Here is a 24,090-nt window from a genome sequence, read left to right on the forward strand (position 1 = left end):
TCTTAAATCATCAATTATTTAATCCATCCGTCGTAGTGGAACTTGATGTTTTTATATTCATCATCGATATGGATATAAGTATTTTCTTGTCTTTCCTTGATCCATTTCTCGAATATTTCCTGCTCTTTTTTTCTTTTCAGTCCATTCTCGAAGCTGAGCCAGTCGTCGTCCAAGTTTGCCGTGTGAGCCGGGTAGTACGCTTTTATTTTGATGATTTTGTACTCGTCGCCCGTTTCGGTTCTGTCAAGGAAGGGTTCGGATATTTCACCTACTTGCAGGCTGCTTACTTGCCTAGCCATATCGCCCTTGATCAGTTCTTTCGGCAATTTGGAGTCTGCATCATACGGGTTGAAAATCAGACCGCCGTTGTTCCTCGTTTTTTTATCCGAGGAAGCCAAATATGCGGCTTGTTCAAAGGTTAATTCTCCATTTTTGATAAAATTAACCACGCTATCCAATCGCTGTAGGGCTGCTTCCCGGTCACTTTCTTCAATTCTCGGGCGCAACAAGATGTGGCGAACGTTCACTTTATCTCCTTGACGGTCGATGTATTGGATAATATGGAACCCGTATTCCGACTCCACGATTTTGGATATTCTTCCGGGCTTCAAGCTGAACGCTGCCTCTGCAAATTCCGGGGTCAATTGACTTTTGGACATATATCCCAGTTCGCCACCTTTGGCTGCAGTTCCGGGATCTTCCGAGTAAAGTACGGCAAGCGTATTGAACGATTGTTTTCCTTCAAGGATGTCATCGCGGAATTGTCTCAGGCGATTCCGGATACGTTCTTTTTCCGTGTCGGAGATTCTCGGTTTTATCACGATTTGTTGAATCTCGTATTTATCCCCAACTTCAGGTAAGCTGTCTTTATTGAATTTCCGATAGAAGTAACGTACTTCGGAGGGAGTAACCCGGACATTTTCCACTATTTTTTGTTGCATACGTCCCGTAATCATTTGTTCCCGGAGCGGGGTACGCATCTCGTTTTTGATTTCCTCGTATGATTTACCGAAGTAACCTTCTAGTTTTTCACGGGAACCGATATTTTGTATGTATAGTTCTAGTTGTGAATTCAGTTGCGCTTCCACTTCCGAGTCGGAGACCGTGATACTGTCTATTTTGGCTTGTGCCATCAATAGCTTTGAAACCAGCCTGTTCTCGAATATTTGAGCCTTAGCGTCAGCCGTGTTGGCGATAGCGCTTTGGGTTTGCGCGTGCAAAAGATCGTTCTCGATGTCCGATTTTAACACGATTTCTTCTCCGACTACGGCAATAATCTTGTCAATCACGTTCTTTTGTGCTGAAGCATAACTAGCTAAAAATAAAAGTATAAGCAGTGATAAATATCTCATAATCCATTAATAAATTTGTACTCAATAAAAACGCTCTAAACTAATACTTTTTCTTTAAATCTAAGAATAATCCGATCGTTTTCGCTTTTTTATTTTCAATTTTCAAATTCCGTTAATATATTTTGACGTAATCTTTCCGTACTCCCTCGGAGTTTATATCCTTCTCCAAGCTTTCTTCAAAAGCTATTTTACGTTTGTTCAACAGTAGTATTTCGATTTCCTTTTTCACGTAACCGAGTGGAGCGGTTTCATGCTCCTGACGAGTTTCATATATTTTCAGGAAATAGTAATTCTCCTCGTCTTCCGTTTCGATCAGCTCTTTATTTTTATATTTGGATGTCCAATCTGCGCTTGTGATCGGCAACAAGTTTAGGATATCACGCAAGGGAATCCATTGGTCGTTGAAATCATCGTATTTTTTTGCCGAAGTGATACAATATTCTTCTAAAGCCGATAGGTCTTTGGCATCTTTCGAGCGAAACCATTTTCGCACGTTGTCTATATTGATAGCCGATTTCGGCAACACGATAAATAATGCCCGCACGACAGGGGTGTTGAGGATGAAGTTGAATTTATTGTTGTCGTAATACCGGGCGATTTCGTCTTCGCTTACTTTACGATCCAATTTTTGCGACACGAGTTTTTCCTTGTATTTATGGATCAGGATAGAAGAGGAATAATCTTCCACTTGTTTACGGATGTTCTTTTCCTCGTCGCTTAAGTTCTGGTTTGCCTTATGGAGCAAAAGTTCTTTGGTGATCCAGTTTCTCACGTAGCTTTGTGCTAGTATGGCGCTGTCTGCCGAGGGAGTCCCGGCGGGAATAATGCTTTTAACTTCCGAGTGCAACAAGTATTTGTCAAGTACTTTTGCCACGGGGCTTTCCTGCTCGTCGAAATTCTCGTTGCATGCGGTCAGGAATGGGATAATCAGTCCTATATATCGTAGTTTCATCATTTCGTTGGAATTATATTGGGCGAAAATAATAAAAAGCGATTTAATTCTATCGGTTCATGGCAGTTTTTTCGTGTATTTTGTATTTTTGTAGGATAATTCGAGTTATGACCCGTGATATAAATAATATATTGAAGACTTACTGGGGGTACAATGAGTTTCGCCCTTTGCAGGAGGATATTATCCGTTCGGTAATGGACGGAAAAGATACACTTGCGCTTATGCCGACGGGCGGGGGAAAGTCTCTCACGTACCAAGTGTCCGGGTTAGCCATGGAAGGAATCTGTTTGGTGGTAACTCCTTTGATCGCGTTGATGAAGGATCAAGTGGAGGATTTGAAGGAGCGGGGTATTTCGGCAGAGGCGATCTACACGGGGATGAGGTCAGAGCGGGTGGCATCCATTATGAATAAGTGTATTTACGATACGGTGAAGTTCCTTTACGTTTCTCCCGAGCGTTTATACTCGGAACGTTTTCGGGAAAAATTGAGGATGATGGATGTGTGCATGATCACGGTGGACGAGGCTCACTGTATCTCGCAATGGGGATATGATTTCCGTCCCGCGTACCTGCGAATAGCCGAAGTTCGCGAATATTTCCCCAGGGTGGTCATTTTAGCCTTAACCGCGACAGCAACCCCGGCAGTGGTGAAAGACATTCAACAACAATTGCGTTTTGAGGTTCCTCATGTCTTGTCAAAAAGTTTCCGGCGGGATAATATTTCCTACGTGATCCGGGAAACGGAGGCGAAACCTTTGGCAGTATATAATATACTATCCAAGGTACGGGGAAGTGCCATCGTTTACGTGCGTTCCCGCTTGAAAGCCTCGTCAGTTGCTGCATTTTTAAATAAAGAGGGTATCGTGTCCGATTTCTATCACGCGGGTTTATCTTCTTTGCAGCGTTCTTGGCGCCAGGAAGCGTGGAAAACCGGGAAGGTACCCGTCATCGTGGCGACGAATGCTTTCGGGATGGGGATAGATAAACCGGATGTGCGGGTTGTTATACATTATGATATTCCGGATAGTCCCGAGGCTTATTTTCAAGAGGCAGGACGTGCCGGACGGGATGGAAAGCGGGCGTATGCCGTGTTGTTGTCTTCTCCCGTTGCTGTGGGTGCCTTGAAAAGGCGGGTTGATGAAACATTCCCGTCGAAGGAGTATATCAAACGGGTGTACGAGGCATTGTGCAATTATTACCAATTGGGTGAAGGCGAGGGGGAGGGACGTGTATTCGAGTTCAACGCGGATGAGTTTGTGGCAAATTTTAAATTGAATCAAGCGAAAGCCATGTCTTCCATTGAGATTCTTGATGTTGCAGGGTATTGGACTTACACGACCGACGTGAATATGCGTTCCCGGGTGATGTTTACCGTTACGCGCGACCGTCTGTACGACTTCGACACGGGCAACCCGCTCCTGGAGAAATTAATGGTGTTGTTGATGAGAAATTACGCGGGGATTTTCGTGCAGGATGCTTATATCGACGAGGAGTTTCTTGCCGACCAGTTGGGAGTAAAACGCAGAGAGTTGTATGATGCCTTTATTGCCTTGGCAAAGCGCAAGATCATCCGTTACGTGCCAGGGGACACGAAACCTTATATTATTTTCCGCCAGCCTCGCCTGCCTTTGTCGTATATATCCATCGGGCGGGAGGCTTACGAGGATCGCAAGTTGTCGTTCGCGAGTAAAGTGAAGGCAATGGTACGTTACTGTGAGGATAACGAGACGTGTCGGCAATTATTGCTGATGGAATATTTCGGACAGAAGGAAAGTAAGGTTTGCGGCATTTGTGACGTGTGCCTCGGGAAAAAGAAACAGTCAAAGGAAACAGGGCAGAACGAGGTAAAAGAAAAAATTATGTGCTTGCTTTCCGAACGGGATATCCCGGTAAATGAATTGATTGACAAAATTGATGTGCCGCGAGAGCCTGCTATAACACAGATACAAATATTACTAGACGAAGAAGTGATTCAATACGTGAAGCCTTTGGTGCTTGGATTAAAAAAATAATCAAAATCATCGGTACCTTTTTTCTCGTGAAGTGTTATAAGGGAAATGACGATGAGATGAGAAAAGAGAATGATGATATTATCCGTTTGATTGTAAAGAGTCTTCGGGGGGAGTTGACCCCCGGGGAAGAAACGCTTTTTTTATCATGGAAATCCCGTTCTAAGGCGAATGAAGAGATGTACGGGCGTTTGGAGCGGGAGTACAAGGAACATTCCGAGTATCCGCTGTTTCAGCAATTTGATGCTCGTCGGGAGTGGAGTGTCGTGGCGAAGGGAATCCGCGGGAGGCGTTCCACGCGTCGTTTCTATCGGGTAGCGGTGGCGGCTTCCCTCTTGATTCTGGGAGTTGCTTCTTATTTATTATTTCCCTCGGGACAGAAAGTGCCTCCGCGGCTTGCCGCGGTAACGCCTGCCGAGTATTCTTTCAGTAAGAAGGCTTCTTTGATTTTGCCCGGTGGCGATACTTTGCAGATCACTCCCGTGACGATGGATACGATCATGAAACAATTGCCTTTCGTGAGTAATAACGGGGAAGCCTTGGTATATCACGATATCCCGACCACGGATACGTTGGTATATAACACGCTGGAAATCCCTCGTGGCGGGGCTTATTCACTACAATTGGCAGACGGGACGAAGGTGATGTTGAACTCGGAATCCCGGTTGAGATTTCCCCAAGCGTTTACCGGGGATACTCGGGAAGTGTTTCTGGACGGGGAAGGATACTTCCAGGTGGCAAAAAACACGGCAAAGCCTTTTATCGTGCATTGCTCGGATTACAAGGTGAGAGTGTTGGGTACGACGTTTAATATTTCCGCTTACCCGGGCGACAACGTGTCGATGACGACGCTGGTCGAGGGACGCGTGAACGTGGAACGGGGGGACACGAGGGTGTTGCTGACGCCCGGCGTGATGGCTTCTGTAACCCGTTCGGGAATTTCTACACGGGAGGTCGAGGTCGATTCGTATATCTCGTGGACAAAAGACCAGTTCAGTTTCAGCGAGGAGCGGCTGGTGGATTTGTTGAAGAAGATTTCCCGCTGGTACGACGTGGACTTCGTGTTTGACGACCCGGGGGTCGAGGACTATAAATTCTCGGGCTTTATTCCCCGGTACGAGAATATAACAGCCGTTTTGCAGATCATGGAACAAGCTGCCAATGTAACGTTTAAAACAGTTGATAACAAGAAGATTAAGGTTTACGATAGCCATGAAAAGGCTCACTAACAGGATTAGATGATATAACAAGTTTTATTTAAGTTTTTAACATGAAAAAATGGATTACCTTAAGTATGGTAATACTCTTTGTATTGCCATGCCCGGAGCTAACTTACGCTTCCGCTAGAAAGAAAAAAACAACTGTCACGGAGACTAAAAAGGAACCGGTGAAGCGACAGAGTAAATATGATAAGCTGATTAAGAATAAGTTATGCGAAACATCACGGGGTAATTTCGTCACCCTGCATAAGGTGGACGGGAAACTCTATTTTGAAATGCCGGTGAAATATTTGAACCGGGAAATGTTGTTGGCATCCACGATCTCGGAGGCGAGTGACAATAACCTCTGTGCCATCGGGTACAAGCCGAAACCGCCTATGCACATCAAGTTTACGAAGACGGACAGCACGATATTCATGCGGGAGGTGAACGTGTCTGCCACGTACAACGAGAACGAAAGTCACATGAAGACCGTGATCGAGCGGAGCTTTATGGATCCGATCATCAATTCGTTCAAGATTTATTGTTACACGAATGATAGTTTGGCTTTCCTGATTGACGTGACCTCTATGTTCACGGGGAACGTGGAGAAGTTGGCACCCGTGTCCAATTCGGGAGGTACGGTGGAGATCACTGCGACGTTTAATAGTTCCGGGTCGATCCTCGATGATATTAAGGCGTTTGACGATAACGTGACCGTGAAGTCTTATCTTTCTTATTCCGTGACGGCGAAGATGCTGGGGATTCTTTTGTTGAAGAGGAACGAGCCGTTGACCGTTAAGGCTACCCGCACGTTGTTGCTGTTGCCGGAGGAGAAGATGCATCCCCGTATCAGCGATTCCCGCTTGGGAGTATTCTTGACTAACGCGAAACAGCATATCTCGACCGATCAGGACAAGATACAATCCTACACGCTGGCTACCCGCTGGAAATTGGAACCGAAGGATATGGAAGCCTACAAGCGGGGCGAACTGGTGGAACCGGTGAAGCCGATCGTGTATTACCTGGATGATGCTTTCCCGGAAGCGTGGAAAGAGCCGATGCGCCGGGGAACTTTAAGATGGAACAAGGCTTTCGAGAAAATCGGGTTCAAGAACGCGGTGCAAGTGTTGGATTTCCCGAAGGACGACCCGAATTTCGATCCCGATAATTTGAAATATTCCTGTATTCGCTACGTACCCGCGGCGATAAGCAATGCCATGGGACCCTCGTGGACAGACCCGAGAACGGGGGAGATTATTAATGCTTCCGTGATTATTTTCAACGACGTGGCAAAGCTCGTGAACCAATGGCGTTTCCTGCAAACGTCACAAGTGGATGAATCCGTGAGGGGAAAGAAATTGCCTGACGATGTGATGGCAGAGTCTTTGGAATATATTATCGCTCATGAAATCGGGCATACACTGGGATTGATGCATAATATGGCGGCATCGAATGCTTTTCCCGTGGACTCGTTGCGTTCTGCTTCTTTCACTCAAAAATACGGGACTACGCCTTCCATCATGGATTATGCCCGTTTCAATTACGTGGCACAACCCGGTGACAAAGGGGTGAAGCTGACCCCGCCGGATCTGGGAATGTATGACGAGTACGTGATTAAATGGTTGTACACGCCGCTACCCGGACTTAGCCCGAAAGAAGAAGTCGCCGTGTTGGAAAGTTGGATTGACGAGAAGGCGGGCGATCCGTTGTATCGTTACGGGAAACAACAGGTGATCGAGCGTTATGATCCGAGTGCTATCGAGGAAGATTTGGGAAATGACCCGATAAAAGCCGGGGAATACGGTATCAAGAATTTGCAGTATATCTTGTCACACTTGAACGAATGGATTAAGGATGACGTGGACGGTGCTTACAAGGAACAGATGTACAACGAGTTGGGAAACCAATATTATCGTTACTTGCGGAATGTGATGTATAATGTCGGTGGTATTTACCTGTCGGAGGTAAAGGCGGGGACGCCGGGCAAGACGTTCCAGTCCGTGCCGAAGGATATTCAACGGAAATCGTTCTTGTGGGTATTGAAACAATTGAAGAATAGTGATTGGCTGCATAATGAATCGTTGGTCGACCAGTTTGGCTTACGGGTAGCGTTGCCTCCTATCGTGCGTTATTACACCGGAACCGAGTTGTTGGGATGCTACACGAAGGTGATGCTTTCGGCTCACGTGTCCAAAGACCCGTACACGATGAAAGATTATTTCGACGATATGTACGCCCAAATCTGGGAGAGCGCTATCAAGAATCGCAAACCTACTGAGGGGGAGAAAGTGTTGCAACGTTTGTCTATTGACCAGTCTGCCGATATGATTACTAAAAAGTCGAAGTTAGTGAAAGTGTTGACTGACGGGGATGTGCCTTCCGTGGGAAATGAGGCATACCTGCCTTCCGTGGACGAGATTGTCACTTACGGCTTGGACGAATTGGGTTTGGTGAGTGCATTCCGGGATGAATTGCGGGAAATCGAGAGAGCGAAGGGACACGGCTACGTGGCAAAACACATGGCGTTGACTTCTTTCAAATACGGTTACGGGTGGCAATACCGTGTGAACACCCGCACGATTGATGATTCCAAAACCCGTTTCCACGCTTACGCTATTCGGGTGAAGAATTTGTTGAACAGTAAATTGTCTTCGTCAGATGCGGAGACGAGAGCACACTATCAGGCTATGCTTTATACTTTGGACGAAGCGTTGAAAGCCTTGAATGATAAATAGATTTTTCGCCGGCATTGCCGGCGAAAAATAAACAACCTAAACAAGTTGAATATGAAAATGAATCTGTCTTTGAAATCTAGTAACGGGCTTCGGCGAATGCCTAAGATTTGCTTGTCGCTCTGTTGCATTCTTCTATTCAGTTTATCCGGTTTCTCTGATTCGCTAGCACAGAGATACGATGAGAAGACACCTTTGAACCTGAAATTCGAGAAAGCCACGATGTTGCAGGTGCTGAATACGTTGAAGAAGGAAACCTCGTTGGATTTTGTCTATAACCACGAGGAAATTAAGGATATTCCTTTAATCACGAGAGAGTTCAAGAACGCTACCGTTCGAGATATCCTTGATTATTGCTTGAAGGATACTCCTTACACATACTCGTTTGTCAATGACGTGGTGGTGATCAAGAAACGCCAGGAAACCAAGGCGGTGGAAAAGATCACGATCACGGGTGTGGTGACGGACGAGGAAGGGACTCCGCTGGCAGGAGCCACTGTTTTGTTGAAGGGGACAAGCGTGGGTGTGGCTACCGATATGGACGGTAAATTCAAGTTGGAGATTCCCGTGCAGAAAGATATGGTGTTGATCGTGAATTTTATCGGTATGTTGAGCCAGAATTTCACGATTACCAAGTCGCAGGAGTTGAAAGTGGTGATGAAGGAGGATACCAAAGTGCTGGAAGACGTGATCGTCACGGGGTATTACACGCAGTCGAAGAACGCGTACACCGGTGAAATCACGACGGTGAAAGGCGAGGATTTGTTGAAAGTGTCCTCGACGAACGTGATTCAGGCTTTGGCGGCATTGACGCCGGGGTTGAGAATCGTGGAGAATAACGAGCAAGGGTCGAACCCGAATGCCATTCCCGAGATTCTGATCCGGGGAGCCAATTCTATCATGACGGAAAATCAGGCGGACGTGAATACCCCTTTGATTATGCTCGACGGGGTGGAGATCACGATAGAGGAATTGTATGACTTGGATATTCACGATATCGAGCGGATCGACGTGTTGAAAGACGCTTCTGCGGCTGTACTGTACGGGGAGAAAGCCTCCAACGGCGTGATTCTCGTGGAGCGTACCCGGGTGACCGGAACGAAACCCCGGTTCAGTTACAATTTCACGCCTAATTTCAGTTATCCCGACTTGACTTCCTTGCGGCTGTGTAATGCGGAACAAAAGTTGGAACTGGAACGCCTTGCCGGTTTGTACGATAAGGTGGATGGCAGCCTCGATCCGGCTTATTATAGTAAATTGGACAACGTGCGCAAAGGCGTTTTCACGGATTGGCCTTCTAAACCGCTGCGTTGGGCTTTTTCCCACAACCATTCGGTGAACTTGTCCGGAAGGGGTAACGGGATCGAGTACAAGGCGAACGGGAGTTTCGGTGATTCTTACGGTGTGATGAAAGGGGATAACCGTAGACGGTATGGTTTGAATTTTTCCTTCGCTTACCATTTGAGCGATAAGCTGACTTTCACGTATCGTTTTGCTTTCTCGATGACGGATAGCAAAGCGAGTCCTTACGGGGATTTCTCGACCTACACGAAGTTAAATCCTTACAACCCGATATATGACGAGGACGGGGAATATATTAAAGTGTATTATTTTGATCCCCTGTCCGGTGGTTCATCGGATTCCAAAAATCAGGGAAACCCCCTGTACAACGCAACTTTGTCCAGTTTTAACAAGGGACGGAGCAAATCGTTTTCCAATTACCTGAGTATGCGCTGGGACATCATGAAGTCTTTTTTCATCACGGGCGATATGAACGTGAAGATGTCGGAATCCTGGAGTAAGGCGTACGTGTCACCGGATCATTCTTCGTTCGAGAGTTCCACCCTGAACAAGAAGGGAAGCTATTCTTTCACGAATAACGAGGGTACGACATGGAATGGAAAGTTCGTGTTGAACTACCGTTTGCCCTTGAATAAAGACAAAAACACGGTGCTCTCCCTGAACGCCGGAGCAGACATCGGTATCAATAATTCCTCCTCAATCACGACGAAAGCGGAAGGATTCCTGAAAGACGGAATGACGGATATTAAGTTTGCTTCCCAGTATGCTACGACCCGCCCGTCGGGGGGGGATAAGAAGTCCACGGAAGTCGGTTTCTTCGTGAATGGTAGTTTCGAGCTGTTGGGACGTTATTTTCTGAATGGTTCTTACAAATCGGCAGGTTCCTCCAAATTCGGTAGCGACCATCGTTTCGCCCCGGTATGGTCTACTGGTATCGGTTGGAACGTGGATAAGGAGGATTTTATGAGTAATATCAGTTGGTTGAATATGCTACGTTTACGTTTCAGCGTGGGCTCCACGGCGAACGTGACTTTCTCGCCCTATCAGGCAATGACGACTTACGAGTATAAGACTGATTTGATTCATTATGCGGGTATCGGTGCCGTGCCTATCACGATGGGAAACCCGAAATTGAATTGGCAGATCACGATGAAATATAACTGGGGGTTGAGTGCCACTTTATTTAACGAGCGGGTAAATGTTGACGCCAGTTACTACAAGAATAAGACGAAAGATGCCTTGATGCCGATCTCTTTGCCTTGGTCGGTGGGGGTGTCGCAAGTACAGGTGAACATGGGTAAACTGGAAAATTCGGGGTACGAATTTTCCGTGTCGGGACAGATTATCAGGCAAAAGGATTTGTACTGGATGGTTACCGTGAACGGTTCCCACACGATGGATAAATTGACGAACGTGTCGACGGCTCTGAAGGCTTACGAGGTGACCCAGTCGCTGGGAGCCCGCCCGTCGTTACGATTCGTGGAGGGCGGATCGCAGTTTGGTATTTACGCCATGCGTACCGCCGGTATCGACCCGGCTTCGGGAAAGGAAGTTTTTATAAAGAAGGACGGTCAGTACACGTTGGACTACGACACGGACGAGCGGGTGGAAGTGGGAAACTCGAATCCTATTCTTGAAGGTAGTCTTTTCTCTAGTTTGACTTACAAGGGGTTCACTCTGAATATCTCGACGTCGTACAAGTTCGGGGGAGATGCTTACAATAGCACGCTTGCCGACAAGGTGGAAAATATCAACCCGTGGGAGAACGTGGATCGGCGGGCTTTTACCGATCGTTGGAAAGAACCGGGCGATTTGAAACGTTTCCTGGGAATCCCGGAAAGCAGGAGTGATGCGCAACGTTACTCGGAGCGTTTCGTGGAACGTGACAATGTGTTCGAGATTAAGAATATTTCAATCACTTACGAGTTTAAGCCGGAATGGTTGAAGAAGCTTGGTGTCAAGCGTTTGAATGTAGGTTTTGGGATGAGCGACATCGCTCGTTTCTCTTCCATGAAACTGGAACGGGGAACTTCCTATCCTTTCGAGAGGAGTTTCAATATCACGTTCAGACCGACTTTTTAGTAAACTGTAAATTGAAAAGAGTATGAAAAAGATAATAATTCTACTGTGTATATCGTTTTCCTTCTTCAGCTGCGACAGTTTCCTGGATGTGAACCCGGATTCGGAAGTGGTGAATGACGATATGTTCAACTCGGCTGACGGGGTTGAAGATGCTCTCTATGGCGTGTACATGACCATGGTAACGAAGGATATGTACGGGCGGTTGATGTCGAACATGATACCGGAGATTCTGGGACAGAATTTCGTTTCCACTTACTCGTATTTGCCTTATCTCGGGCGTCTGGAATATGACCGGAGCGAAACCCGCAATATGTACAAGAATATGTGGAAGACCGGGTATCTGGCGATCAGTTACTTGAATAATATCATCGAGAATCTGGAAGGAAAAAGCGAGAAGGATTTCCGCAATTACAACCTGTATATGGGCGAGGCACTCGGGTTGAGGGCTGCCATCCATTTCGACCTTTTACGCTTCTTTGCCGTGCATATCACCTCTACCAACGAGGCGGCGAAAGCAAAGGCTATTCCCTACGTGACCGAATATGATTTCAAAGTGACCCCCTGGTCTTCCGTGGCGGATGCTTACACGAAGATTATTGCCGAACTGGAAAGGGCTGAAACCTATTTGGCAGAAGACGATACCTATATGCCGGCTCACCGGGTGGGGAACGAGAAAGGATTTACCGGGGCTCGGGTATTGCATTTTAACCTCTACGCCGCGCAGGCAATGTTGGCACGAGTGTACTGGATGAAAGGCGATTTGGCAAAAGCCAAAACGTATGCTGACAAGGTGATCCGTTCCAACAAATTCCGGTTTACTAACCTCACGACGATAGGTTCTTTTATGCAGAAAACCATTTCTTTGGACGAAACGATATGGGGATTGTATAATGCGGAAGTGTATTCCGATTGGTACACGCAGCATATCAATCGGTCGGGATTAGGAGATATACGTGGTGATTTTGCGGATATTTACAAAGATGCGGGTCCTGCTCCGGGAAGCGATTATCGTAGAACGGGTTGGTTCGGGACTCATGAAAAGAATGGTGTTTCCCGGGATATATGCGTGAAGATGATGGGACGCATGAGCGACACGACTTCCCTGACAACAAGTTATAGCGGCGGTGCTTACTTGGGAACCAGTATGATAAGAATCCCTGAAATGTACTATATCATGGCAGAGGCTTTGTTGGATGAGGGAGATGCTTCCGGAGCAAGGTGGTATTTGGATACCGTGGTGAGTGCCCGGGGAATGGTAAAATTCGCCGATCGGATACCAGCCGTGGAAATCACGTTGGACGATATTATGGCGGAAAGAAGGAAAGAATTGTTCGGGGAAGGGCAATGGTGGTTCTGCCTGAAGCGGTTGAATAGCTCAGTAAAAATAGCGAACTCTTCGGCGTCGATACCCGGCAGCGATAAGATATACGCGTTGCCTTTACCCACGGAGGAAGAGGATTATCGACCCAATGAATAACCATAAAAGTGAATCGTTATGAAAAACAAATATTTAATATATATCGGAATATTCTTAGTCACGGGAATGTGGGCGTGTAGTAACGATGCCGTGTACTATGATACGGGACAGAAAAGGTCTATTTACTTCACATGGGATAAGTTGAATGCGGTTGAAAAAACGGCGAGTGACACGGTATTTTTCAGTTTTGCCCTGTATAATGAAACGGAAATCGAGTACAAAATCCCAGTGAAAGTGATTGGGATGCCCATGGGGGTAGATTGTACTTATGAAGTGGAAGCGGTTGCCGATTCATCAACAGCTGTATTGGACAAGCACTTTAAATTCGGAAAATTGGTAATACCCAAGAACGAGGTAGAGGGAGAATTGTCCCTTGTGCTGGAACGTACCGATGATATCATGGATAATCCCGTGTATCTTTATCTGAAGTTTAAAGAGAACGATGATTTTAAACCGATTGCCAATAATTATTTCCGTATGTCTATCGTGGATGGGGCTTTGCCGGCACCACAATGGTGGGCTACCAATTACCTGGGTGTCTATGCTCAGAATAATGACAGGTTGTACCGGAAGATGTTGGAATATTTCTGGCAATTGGAGGAACTGAAGCCTATTTTTTATGCGGATGCAGTTGAAGAATACGGGCTATATCTGGAGAATGCACCTGCTGGTTTCTATCAAAGAGCGGGAAATATTATATGGATCAATTACGTGTTCAAACCTGCTTACGATTTCTATAGCGATCCCGCGAATACTTACGAGGGATTTGCCATGGTGAATCCGGATAGGTTTATTCGGTAATAAAGAAATTAATAATGAATAAGTTATGAAAACAAAATCATATATCATCTTATTATTCTGCTTCATTACGGGAATATATTCCTGTTATGACGATGATACTACTGCGGGGAGAAAGGATGTATCTCAGATTTTTATCTCGGCGGCCCATGATACACTTACCACTTCTTTCGGGGATGAGTTGGTTGTGAATCATTTGAAAGTGGAACAGTCGGGAGAGGAATTACCATTGACTTACGAATGGGCTTACGGGGAATTGGATATATCAGGAGGTGCTTTAAAGCCTTACCCGATCAAGGATACGCTTCACGTGGTGTCTACTGATCCCGAGTTGAAATATGCTTTCCGGAAACTGGGTACTTTCGGGTTGAGGTTGAAAGTCGATAACGGTGAAACAACTCAATTCAAATATTTCGTGTTACAAATCGATACCGAGTTCTCGGAAGGAATAACCATATTGAGTAAAGATAATAATGGGCAAGGACGTTTGTCTTTCATGAAGACGCTGACGAGAGAGGAAATCAGTGCCGGGAAAGAACCGTTCTTCCAAACCAATATCATGGAAGTTTGTAATCCGGATATGGAGTTGAAGGATGTGACCGACATGATACAGCATGACGGGCGTTTGATGGTGACTTCCGGTAGTGATGCGAGGATTTATAACATGGATTCCCGGAGTTTCAGCATTGAGATGGCAAGTTCGTTTGCTTCAAGATTCCCGAATGCCAGCCTGCAACAATTCATCGCTATATCAAGCCAGGATAACATGCAACTGTATTCTGCCGATGGAAGGGCTTACGTTTATGAAACGATTCTGGATGAATTGTTGATTCTGGATGCTTTTGCAGATTTGCATGTGGATGCGGGAGTTCCTTATAATAAACCCGTGTTCGTGAATTATGACAAATCAGAGTTTTATATATCCAGTACTTCGAAATACATCGTTTCGAGCGGAAGTAATTACACGGATCTGAACGTTATTCAATCTTGTTTTATCGGTACGTATCTGTATATCTTTGCAACACAAAAAGATGACCCGACGAAAGTGTATATCGGTCGCACGACTTCAAGTAGTTTTGCAAAGCCGACTGCAGCAAACAAGAAAGAATATACGGCAACGGGAACGATATGTATGGATAGAAATTCCATGTTGGTCGGGGTGAAAACGCATGATTGTATTTATTATACTTACAATAATGCTATTTACAGGTACAAACCTTATGACGAGTTACCGACAACTCCCGTGATCACTTTCCCGGCAGGAGTCAAGATTACATCAATCTCTTTGGATCCGACGCACGCTAATCTTTACGTGGGTGTGTACGAGCAAGGTAGCCCGAAAGAGTTGAAAGGGAGTCTTTATATTTATGATACGCAAAATAGCCGATTGGTTGAGTCGCATGAATACGTGGCAGATGAACCGGTACAGGTGATTTATAAAGAACGTGTGTAAAGTAGTTTTGAATTGATTATTTTGGATTCCAGCCGCACGAGGCTGACGTGAATATAAGATTTTTCCCTTTATTTAAGGGAGAAGACGAGAGGGATAGGCGGCTGGAATCTAAATCAATAAACCTTCGTTAAAAGCGTGCATTAAAAAGAAAATAATGAAAGCCAATAAAAAACGTTAAAATATTGATAGTAAACTATTAAATATCTCTCGCTGTATTTGAAAAAGAGCGAGAATTTTATTATATTTGAATATCAATATACGAACGTTTATTGATATAAAAAGCAATACTACGATAGAGAAATAATTCGTGCCTTAGAGAATTTTAACGTGTTGTAAATATGGTGATTGATGGAACAGAAAGAGTTGTATGATGGTTTTGTGAAAGGTGACGAGAGGGCATTGGAGATCTTGTACGATCAATATTTTGCTACATTAGGAGTTTATGCAAGCCGTTTCTTGCATGAAGAGGACTCCTGCGTGGATGTCGTACACGAGAGTTTTATTAAGACGTGGGAGAAGCGGAAGCAATTTACTTCCTTGCAGACGATTGTCGGGTTCTTGTACACTTGCGTCCGGAATGCTTGTCTGAACGAGTTACGGCACTTGAATATAAAGAATAAAGCGTTGTTGCAACAAACGTCGATTTGCAACATCGAGAATGAAATCATTGAAAACGAGGTCAAGCGGATCATTTGGGCGGAGATTGCCAAGTTATCCGGGGACTATCGTAATATCATGGCTATGAGCCTGGAAGGATACTCTACCAAGGAGATCTCCGAGGAACTGGAACTTTCCGAGCAAACGATCAAAAATAAGAAAGGCGAGGCTTTGAAACAGCTTCGCAAGAACATGGGACCTTATCAGTGGTGCCTGCGATGTTTCTTTTAGTATTTTGTCACGTCAGGATGACAAATTACGATAAATGTCTATTCTCCTGATTTTTCCCCTGATAAAGTATTTTTACCTGCCTGTTGTTTGAAAAATTGCAACTTCCAGCTTCCTCATTTCCTGATCTAGCAAGTGACCAAAATATTTTCAGTAGAGAATTGATGGTTTTTAATTATTCTATTACTTTTGTTTTCCTTGTTTTAAAATATATTTGCTGGATAGAAATATTAAGCAAAAAAGACATTTAATCTAAAATTGGATTAAATGGAGTAAAACAGGAATATCAAAGAGTGATGGTATTATTTAGTTACATGATAGCGTGTGTCTTTTGATGTTGATAGATTGGAAGATATGGTGATTGTCATTATTATTTGTACGCATGTAAGATGATTTTATAGGTATGTGTCATGCCTTAAATGTCGTGTCGGAAGATATGGATGATAGTGAAATCATGGTATCGCAGGTAAGAATTAATAAAATAACAAATGATAGTAAACTTTGTGATAAAGTTTGAGAAGTTATTTCGGACTTTTTATCCGGTACTTTTAATCACTTGTTGCGTGTGCCTTTTCCACTTGCCGGGCTTCGGGAGTACACGCCCGGATAAGATTATAGTTTTGGGTGAGGTGAAGGGAGAGGATGGCGAACCGTTGCCGGGTGTGTCGGTAGTCGTGAAAGGGACTTCTTGGGGATGCGTCACCGATAAGGAGGGAAAATTCAAATTGGAAATACCGGATAAAGAAGCTGTCGTGCTCGTGTTCAAGCACGTGGGAATGAAAACACGGGAACTGCGGGTTCCTGCGAACCGGTTGCTTACGGTCGTGATGACCGAAGATACAAAGGAATTGGATGATGTGATCGTGACCGCATATTACACTCTGCCGAAGAATGCTTTTACCGGAGAGATCACCACTTTGCGAGGGGAGGACTTGCTGAAGGTGTCCCCCAATAATATCATACAAGCCTTGGCGACCCTGGTTCCGGGCTTGCGGATTGTCGAGAATAACGAGCAGGGGTCCAACCCGAACGCCGTACCCGAGATTCTGATACGGGGTGCCAGTTCGTTGATGCTAAACGACCAGTCGGGAGTGAACGCTCCTTTGGTCATGCTGGATGGTGTGAAAATCACGATAGAGGAATTGTACGATTTGGATATTCACGACGTGGAACGGGTGGATGTGCTGAAAGATGCCTCCGCTGCCGTGCTTTACGGGGAGAAGGCTGCAAACGGGGTGATCCTGATCGAGCGTACCCGGGTGAAGGGAAGCAAGACGAGATTCAATTACAGTTTTACCCCGATCTTTAATTTTCCCGATTTGAACTCCTTGCACCTCTGCAATGCGGAGCAGAAATTGGAGCTGGAACGTCTGGCGGGACTGTATGACAAGGCAGATGGAAGTCTTTATCCCTCTTATGCTTACAAGTTGGAAAATGTTCGGAGGGGAGTAGATACGGATTGGGCGTCCAAGCCGTTGCGTAACGCTTTCACTCATGGGCATGCCGTTTCGCTGACCGGGCGGGGCGGCAACATCGAGTACTGGGCTTCTGGTCGTTTCACGGATGTCTACGGGGTGATGAAAGGCGACTACCGGAAGAATTACGGGATCAGCTTCTCGTTAGGCTATCGCTTGCAACAGAAGTTGTTGATCACCTATCGTTTTACCTATTCGCTGACCGACAGCAAGAATAGCCCTTACGGGAGTTTTGTGCAATATGCTTTGATGAATCCCTACAACCCGGTGTATGACGAGAACGGCAAATACATCCGAAACTACGAGTTTTACGCTGTCGGGGGCAAGGGAAATAAACAACAGAACCCGTTGTATAATGCTTCGCTTTCCAGTTTCTCGAAAAAACGGGGCAAGAATATCACGAATTATTTGTCCGTGCGGTGGGATGTTTTCAAATCTTTGTTCGTTTCGGGCGATCTTAGCGTGAGCCAACGGGATAGCCGGAATAAAGTGTACGTTTCGCCGGAGAATTCTCGTTTTGAGGATGAAGTACTTGATAACAAGAAAGGTACTTACACGGAAACGAACGGCGAGAGCACGGATTGGAGTGCCAAGCTGGCGTTGAATTACCGTGTGGTTTTGAGCGAGGCGGGGACGACGGTATTCTCCCTGAGTGCGGGAACGGATATCGGGAAGGATAAATCGTCCACTTCGCAATTGAAGGCGGAAGGATTTATGAAGGATAAGATGAGCGATCTGAAGTTCGCCGCGCAGTACGCCACGACCCGTCCGTTGGGTGGAGAGAAGGAATCGGCGGAGGTGGGATTCTTCGTGAACGGTAGTTTCGACCTGCTGGGACGCTATTTTGTAAACGGTTCGTACAAATCGTCCGGTTCTTCCAAGTTCGGGAGCAAGCATCGCTTTGCCCCGGTATGGTCGGCGGGTATCGGATGGAATCTGCACGAGGAAAGTTTTATGAATTTTGATTGGTTGAACGTGCTACGTTTGCGGTTTAGTGTGGGTTCCACGGCAAACGTGACCTTTTCGCCTTATCAAGCTATGACGACATACCTGTACGATAACGATTTGCTCCATTACGGCGGTATCGGGGCTGTGCCGATCACGATGGGTAACCCGGACATGAAGTGGCAGATTACCAACAAGTATAACTGGGGATTGACGGCGGTGTTATGGAATGAGCGGGTGAATGTGTCGGCAAGTTATTACGTCGAGAAGACGGAGGATGCTTTGATGCCGCTTTCGTTGCCCTCGTCCGTGGGCGTGTCCGACGTGCAGGTGAATATGGGAAGATTGCAAAATTCCGGTTACGAGTTTTCGGTGTTGGTCGAGGTGTTGAAAAAGAATAATTTGTTGTGGATGGTTATGGTGAACGGTTCGCACGTGATTGATAAGTTGACAAAAATCTCGGATGCCTTGCGGGCACAGAATCTGGCTGCTTATTATGGAGTGAAACCTCAGCCGATGTTCGTGGAGGGCGGTTCTCAGTTCGGGATATATGCTATGCGTTCGGCGGGAATCGATCCTGCTACCGGGCAAGAGGTGTATATCAAGAAAAACGGGCATTACACCTTTGATTACAATGCGGACGAACGGGTGGAGGTCGGGAATACGAATCCAAAATTGGAGGGGAGTATTTTTACAAGTTTGGAATACAAGGGATTCTCTCTGAACGTGTCGGCGGCATACCGTTTTGGCGGGGATATTTACAACACGACGTTGGCGAATAAGGTGGAGTATATCGATCCTCACAATAACGTGGATCGCCGGGCTTTCACGGAACGGTGGAAGGAACCGGGCGATTTGGTACGTTTCCTCGGAATTCCGGAAGAAGTGACGGATGATAACCGGTATTCCGAACGTTTCGTGGAACGAGATAATTTGTTGGAAATCACGAGTATCATGTTGAGTTACGAGTGGCGGGCAAAGTGGTTGAAGAAGTTGGGATTGCAAAGATTGAACGTTGGATTCGGGATGTCGGACATAGCCCGGATTTCATCGGTAAAGCTGGAACGCGGAACGGAATACCCGTTCCAACGCGGATTTAATTTGACTTTGAAAACAACCTTTTAAATGAGGTGGATATGAGAAAAATATTGTTACTATTGTGCGTGTCAATTCTGTTCTCCGGTTGCGAGAACTTTCTGGATATAAATCCCGATTCGGAGGTAGTGAATGATGATATGTTCAACACGGCAGAAGGAGTGGAAGATGCTTTGTACGGCGTGTATATGTCTATGGTGAAAGAGGATATGTATGGAGGGAAGATGTCGGTGCTGATACCGGAGATTCTGGCGCAGAATTTTACTACGATTGAATATTATTTGAGTTATTTATCAAGACTTGATCTCAGTGGAACATTTGCTCGAAGTTCCGTAAAACCTCTTTGGCAATCAAGTTATTCGGTAATTAGTTATTTGAATAATATTATTGATAACTTGGAACACAAAAGTGAAAAAGATTTTCCCTATTATAAATTGTACAGGGGAGAGGCATTAGGATTAAGGGCTGCGGTTCATTTTGATATTCTTCGTTTGTTTGCGGTGCATATAGGTTCGACAGACGAGAATGCGAAGAAAAAGGCAATTCCTTATGTGACGAAATATACTTTTAAAGTTACTCCTTTTTTTTCTGTTGAAGAAGTTTATGATAAGATTATTGCAGATTTAAAAGAAGCGGAAGCTTGTTTAATTGAAGATGAATCTTTAATGCCTGCCGTTAGGAAAGGAAATGAGAAAGGTTTTACGGGTGCGAGGGAATTGCATTTTAATTACTATGCAGCCCAAGCTATGTTGGCTCGGGTATATTGGATGAAAGGTGATTTGAAAAATGCTAAGTTATATGCTGATAAAGTGATTCGTTCCGGTAAGTTTACCTTTGTTGATAAGAATGCATTAGGAACTTTTATGAAAAGACGGGTTTCTTTGTCGGAAACAATATGGGGACTTTACACAACGAAAATTAGTTCATACTTGTATGACGCTCAATTGGTGTTAAATCGATTAGGACTTCCTGCAAAATGGGATGATATATACCTGAAAGAGGATATTCGTAAAAAAGAATGGTTTACAACGAAAGAATATAATGGACAGCCTAAGGATGTGTGTATAAAGATTATGGATGAGAATAATGATGTTTCTTCTTACACGGGAGGTGGTTATTTGGGATTTAGTATGATTCGGATTCCGGAGATGTACTACATTATGGCGGAGTCTTTGTTGGAAGAGGGAAATGCTGATGAAGCGAGAGTTTATCTTGATTCCGTGGTAACATCCCGAGGATTAGAGAAATTTGCCAATGGAGAGTTTGAACGGGAAATAACAATAGACGATATAATGAATGAATGGCGTAAAGAATTTTACGGAGAAGGGATATGGTGGTATTGTTTGAAACGAAAGAACAAGGATATTTTTGTACACGAGAGAAATACCATAGTTACGGGAAGCGATAAGATATATACCTTACCGATTCCAGCTGATGAGTTTGAATCTCGTGATGATTAATTAAAGTGAACGATGATGAAAAACAAATATATCATTTGGTTGAATCTGTTGATTTTGTTTTGGGTGTGGGCTTGTAGCAATGATGCGATCGTTTACAAGCCGGAGCAGAAGAGAAGTATCTATTTCTTTAAGGATGTGAACAAATACAATTCAGGTATAGTTCCGGATACAATAGAGTTTAGCTTTGCCGCATTGGAGGAAGCGGAGTACCAATACGATATTCCGATAAGGTTTATCGGAATGCCAGCTGAGGAGGATTTGGAATGTGAAATTGAGGTTGTTTCTGATTCGACCACGGCGGTACTGGGGAAGCATTTTGAAATAGAAAAACTTGTATTTCCGAAGGGAAAAGTGGAAGGAACCTTAGTTCTTCATTTGAAACGAATAGAGGACATCATGAGCTGTCCTGTGATGATTTATTTGAGATTCAAAGAAAATGATCGTTTTACAGCGATGGAGAATGAACATTATCGTTTGTCGGTGGTTGATGGAATTTTGGTAGCCCCAGCATGGTGGCCTGCAAATTATTTTGGAGTGTATGCCAATAATAATCATAAACTATACCGGAAAATTTTGGAATATTATTGGGAATTGGAAGAATTGAAACCCGTGTTTTATGCTGAAACCGTGAAGGAATACGGGAAATATCTTGAGAAAGCACCTGCTGGATTCTTCCAACAACCGGGTAATATCATATGGATAAAATACGTGTTGAAGCCTGCGTACGAATTCTATAGCGATCCGGCAAACACGTATGAGGGTTTTTCCATGGTTGATCCTGATCGTTTTATTCGTTAGGGAATGGATTTTATGAATAGATAAATGAGTATGAAAACGGGAAGTTATATAGGAATTTTGCTTTTATTATTATTCGGGTTGAATGCTTGTTTGGACGACCATACTTCTGTCGGCGATAAAGAGTTGTCGGAAATCACGATCACGGCAGCGCATGACACGTTGACGGCTTATTTCGGGGAAGAGTTCGTGATCGATCATTTGCAGGTGGAGCAGTCTGGCGAAGAGCTACCCTTGACTTACAAGTGGGGGTATGGTAGCCTGAATATGAACGGAGATGAAATTGCTGGTTATCCGATAAGGGATTCCTTGCGTGTTATTTCTCATGACCCTCAACTCCGGTACACGTTTCGGGAATTAGGGAAATACGGTTTAAGTTTGAAAGTGGAGAACGGGGAGTCGATACGTTTCAAGTATTTCGTCCTGCAAATCGATACTGAGTTTTCCGAGGGGATTACGATTTTGAGCCGTGATGAAGCAGGGAAAGGAAGGCTGTCTTTTATGAAGACACTCACGAAAGAGGACCTGAGTGCTGGAGTGGAACCTTCGTTTCGCACTGATATAATGGGGGTGATTAATCCCGGGATAGAAATGGAGGATGTGACCGATATGGTACAAGTGGAAAGCAGATTGTTGGTCGCTTCCGGTAGCACGGGCAGGATATACAACATGGATGCCCGCACGTTTGACGTGGAGGGAATGACTTCTTTTCAAGGAACTTACCCGACTTCTTCTTTTCGAAAGTTTGCCGGAATATCCGCCCATAACAATATGTATATACTGTCAGATGACAAAAGGGCTTATGTGTATGATTGCGTGCAGGACGAATTGGTGTTGACCAGTTATTTTGAAGATGTAGAGGTGAATGCTTCTTGTTGCGGGAATAAACCTGTCTTCGTGAATTATAGGAATTCTGTCCTGTATTCTCCCGCAAGCGGCGGGCTTTATGAGTCGGCAGGGAAATTTGCTCCTTTTGATATTCATGCCGTTTGTTTTATCGGTACTAATTTGTATGTCGTGAGTACCATGAAGAACTCGCCTTTACAGGTGTATTTAGCATCGACGCCAGTTACATTCCCCAACCCGACTGTTTTGCAGTTTTATACATCAACAGAAGCGATTCGAATAGACCGGGAATCGATTTGCGTGGGATGTAGTGAGTCTAAGTGTATATACTATACTTATGGCAATGCTATATATTGCTGGAAAGTGGATCAAAAATTGCCGACAGAACCTTATATTGTTGTGCCGGAAGGAATGGAAATCACCACCTTGTCAATGAATCCGGAAGAAAAGTTATTGTATGTTGGTTTGCACGAGAAGAATTCAGCAAATACCTTGAAAGGAAGTCTTTATGTCTATGATGCCCAAAATCGGAATTTGGTTTCCACTTATCGTCACGTGGCAGATAAACCAATACGTGTAATTTATAAAAAGAGAGTATAAAGAAAATATTTTGGTGATAAAGGTTGAAAATTAAATACAATTCTTAACTTTGCTACGCATGTGTAAATGCAGTTTACTTAATTATGAATTAAAATCAAGGGTGCATGAAAAGAATTTTATTACTTGTTCAGATATTGCTTCTGACTATTATTGTTTCTACCGGAACAAACGAGATCGACACCAACAGAAAAGAAGTGCCCTCACTTCCAGCCCAGGCTAAGGATTTGCCTTATTATACTCAACTTGCTCAAAGTGGCAATCGTTACACGAAAGACCACCATTGGTTAAAAAATGGAAGTGGGTTTATACAGGTTGGTATTTCTTATAGTGCAGTGGCTGCGTTAGGTAATGGTATCACTTTTATTTCTCCGGTAAAAGCCGTGGGAGAAACTTTTATGAAGGGAGAGTTATTGGCTGAAATTGAAGGATTGGATGGCGTTTCAGAATTGCATGCTCCCTGTCAGGGTAAAGTGGTTGGTATTAATCCTATGATCGAGAATCCTTCGCAAATGACCCCGAAACAAGTTTGGGTGTATAAATGTGAGTTGAAAAGAGATCAGATAGGTACATTGATGGATGACCAGGAATACGCCCGTTTTATAGAGTAAAATATTTTTCCGACATAACCAC

Annotated in this window: 15 protein-coding genes; 13 read left to right on the plus strand and 2 right to left on the minus strand. The window is 44.7% G+C overall.

The window, feature by feature from the left end:
- Positions 1 to 14 precede the first annotated feature (14 nt).
- On the minus strand, positions 15 to 1,352 hold the full coding sequence (locus BN8899_RS15690; protein ID WP_018336612.1) for a peptidylprolyl isomerase: 1,338 nt from the start codon (positions 1,350 to 1,352) through the stop codon (positions 15 to 17).
- Positions 1,353 to 1,464: 112 nt separating this feature from the next.
- Positions 1,465 to 2,307 (minus strand): peptidylprolyl isomerase, encoded by an 843-nt coding sequence (locus BN8899_RS15695; RefSeq protein WP_231932395.1) that lies wholly within the window; start codon positions 2,305 to 2,307, stop codon positions 1,465 to 1,467.
- 104 nt (positions 2,308 to 2,411) lie between these two features.
- On the opposite strand from BN8899_RS15695, the gene BN8899_RS15700 reads away from it, so the two are divergent.
- The 13 genes from BN8899_RS15700 (at position 2,412) to BN8899_RS15760 (ending at position 24,068) form a co-directional block, all read left to right on the plus strand.
- Positions 2,412 to 4,316: a RecQ family ATP-dependent DNA helicase gene (locus tag BN8899_RS15700; RefSeq protein WP_065220773.1), complete on the plus strand. Its 1,905-nt coding sequence runs from the start codon at positions 2,412 to 2,414 to the stop codon at positions 4,314 to 4,316.
- Between the two features lie 56 nt (positions 4,317 to 4,372).
- Positions 4,373 to 5,542 carry a FecR family protein gene (locus BN8899_RS15705; protein ID WP_148375469.1) on the plus strand — a complete coding sequence of 390 codons (1,170 nt, stop codon included), beginning with the start codon at positions 4,373 to 4,375 and terminating at the stop codon, positions 5,540 to 5,542.
- Positions 5,543 to 5,583: 41 nt separating this feature from the next.
- Positions 5,584 to 8,250 carry a zinc-dependent metalloprotease gene (locus BN8899_RS15710; RefSeq protein ID WP_065220107.1) on the plus strand — a complete coding sequence of 889 codons (2,667 nt, stop codon included), beginning with the start codon at positions 5,584 to 5,586 and terminating at the stop codon, positions 8,248 to 8,250.
- Between the two features lie 51 nt (positions 8,251 to 8,301).
- A complete protein-coding gene (locus BN8899_RS15715) occupies positions 8,302 to 11,631 on the plus strand; it encodes a SusC/RagA family TonB-linked outer membrane protein (protein ID WP_148375470.1) in 3,330 nt (1,109 codons plus the stop codon).
- A 22-nt stretch (positions 11,632 to 11,653) separates the two neighbouring features.
- On the plus strand, positions 11,654 to 13,108 hold the full coding sequence (locus BN8899_RS15720) for a RagB/SusD family nutrient uptake outer membrane protein (RefSeq protein WP_065220108.1): 1,455 nt from the start codon (positions 11,654 to 11,656) through the stop codon (positions 13,106 to 13,108).
- An 18-nt stretch (positions 13,109 to 13,126) separates the two neighbouring features.
- Entirely contained in the window at positions 13,127 to 13,909 is a 783-nt protein-coding gene (locus BN8899_RS15725) for a DUF4843 domain-containing protein (protein WP_065220109.1), read from the plus strand.
- Between the two features lie 25 nt (positions 13,910 to 13,934).
- Positions 13,935 to 15,359, plus strand: coding sequence for a hypothetical protein (locus tag BN8899_RS15730; RefSeq protein ID WP_065220110.1), 1,425 nt, complete (start codon positions 13,935 to 13,937; stop codon positions 15,357 to 15,359).
- Between the two features lie 348 nt (positions 15,360 to 15,707).
- Positions 15,708 to 16,247, plus strand: a complete 540-nt coding sequence (locus tag BN8899_RS15735) for an RNA polymerase sigma factor (protein ID WP_018336603.1) — start codon at positions 15,708 to 15,710, stop codon at positions 16,245 to 16,247.
- Positions 16,248 to 16,732: 485 nt separating this feature from the next.
- Positions 16,733 to 19,789, plus strand: coding sequence for a SusC/RagA family TonB-linked outer membrane protein (locus BN8899_RS15740; RefSeq protein WP_065220111.1), 3,057 nt, complete (start codon positions 16,733 to 16,735; stop codon positions 19,787 to 19,789).
- A gap of 11 nt (positions 19,790 to 19,800) precedes the next feature.
- Complete coding sequence (locus BN8899_RS15745) at positions 19,801 to 21,219, plus strand: RagB/SusD family nutrient uptake outer membrane protein (protein ID WP_065220112.1); 1,419 nt, start codon at positions 19,801 to 19,803, stop codon at positions 21,217 to 21,219.
- 12 nt (positions 21,220 to 21,231) lie between these two features.
- Positions 21,232 to 22,017, plus strand: a complete 786-nt coding sequence (locus BN8899_RS15750; RefSeq protein ID WP_082987094.1) for a DUF4843 domain-containing protein — start codon at positions 21,232 to 21,234, stop codon at positions 22,015 to 22,017.
- Positions 22,018 to 22,047: 30 nt separating this feature from the next.
- The gene (locus tag BN8899_RS15755) at positions 22,048 to 23,460 is read left to right on the plus strand and encodes a hypothetical protein (protein ID WP_065220114.1); all 1,413 of its coding nucleotides are present in this window, start codon (positions 22,048 to 22,050) and stop codon (positions 23,458 to 23,460) included.
- 104 nt (positions 23,461 to 23,564) lie between these two features.
- A complete protein-coding gene (locus tag BN8899_RS15760) occupies positions 23,565 to 24,068 on the plus strand; it encodes a glycine cleavage system protein H (RefSeq protein WP_065220115.1) in 504 nt (167 codons plus the stop codon).
- Positions 24,069 to 24,090: the final 22 nt, after the last annotated feature.

The sequence above is a fragment of the Butyricimonas sp. Marseille-P2440 genome (assembly GCF_900091675.1).
Taxonomy (GTDB): domain Bacteria; phylum Bacteroidota; class Bacteroidia; order Bacteroidales; family Marinifilaceae; genus Butyricimonas; species Butyricimonas synergistica.

What these genes read in the sequence shown, in the direction of transcription:
- BN8899_RS15690 (WP_018336612.1), bottom strand. Translation starts at nt 1,352, where the DNA reads ATGAGATATTTATCACTGCTTATACTTTTATTTTTAGCTAGTTATGCT.
- BN8899_RS15695 (WP_231932395.1), bottom strand. Translation starts at nt 2,307, where the DNA reads ATGATGAAACTACGATATATAGGACTGATTATCCCATTCCTGACCGCA.
- BN8899_RS15700 (WP_065220773.1), top strand. Translation starts at nt 2,412, where the DNA reads ATGACCCGTGATATAAATAATATATTGAAGACTTACTGGGGGTACAAT.
- BN8899_RS15705 (WP_148375469.1), top strand. Translation starts at nt 4,373, where the DNA reads ATGAGAAAAGAGAATGATGATATTATCCGTTTGATTGTAAAGAGTCTT.
- BN8899_RS15710 (WP_065220107.1), top strand. Translation starts at nt 5,584, where the DNA reads ATGAAAAAATGGATTACCTTAAGTATGGTAATACTCTTTGTATTGCCA.
- BN8899_RS15715 (WP_148375470.1), top strand. Translation starts at nt 8,302, where the DNA reads ATGAAAATGAATCTGTCTTTGAAATCTAGTAACGGGCTTCGGCGAATG.
- BN8899_RS15720 (WP_065220108.1), top strand. Translation starts at nt 11,654, where the DNA reads ATGAAAAAGATAATAATTCTACTGTGTATATCGTTTTCCTTCTTCAGC.
- BN8899_RS15725 (WP_065220109.1), top strand. Translation starts at nt 13,127, where the DNA reads ATGAAAAACAAATATTTAATATATATCGGAATATTCTTAGTCACGGGA.
- BN8899_RS15730 (WP_065220110.1), top strand. Translation starts at nt 13,935, where the DNA reads ATGAAAACAAAATCATATATCATCTTATTATTCTGCTTCATTACGGGA.
- BN8899_RS15735 (WP_018336603.1), top strand. Translation starts at nt 15,708, where the DNA reads ATGGAACAGAAAGAGTTGTATGATGGTTTTGTGAAAGGTGACGAGAGG.
- BN8899_RS15740 (WP_065220111.1), top strand. Translation starts at nt 16,733, where the DNA reads ATGATAGTAAACTTTGTGATAAAGTTTGAGAAGTTATTTCGGACTTTT.
- BN8899_RS15745 (WP_065220112.1), top strand. Translation starts at nt 19,801, where the DNA reads ATGAGAAAAATATTGTTACTATTGTGCGTGTCAATTCTGTTCTCCGGT.
- BN8899_RS15750 (WP_082987094.1), top strand. Translation starts at nt 21,232, where the DNA reads ATGATGAAAAACAAATATATCATTTGGTTGAATCTGTTGATTTTGTTT.
- BN8899_RS15755 (WP_065220114.1), top strand. Translation starts at nt 22,048, where the DNA reads ATGAAAACGGGAAGTTATATAGGAATTTTGCTTTTATTATTATTCGGG.
- BN8899_RS15760 (WP_065220115.1), top strand. Translation starts at nt 23,565, where the DNA reads ATGAAAAGAATTTTATTACTTGTTCAGATATTGCTTCTGACTATTATT.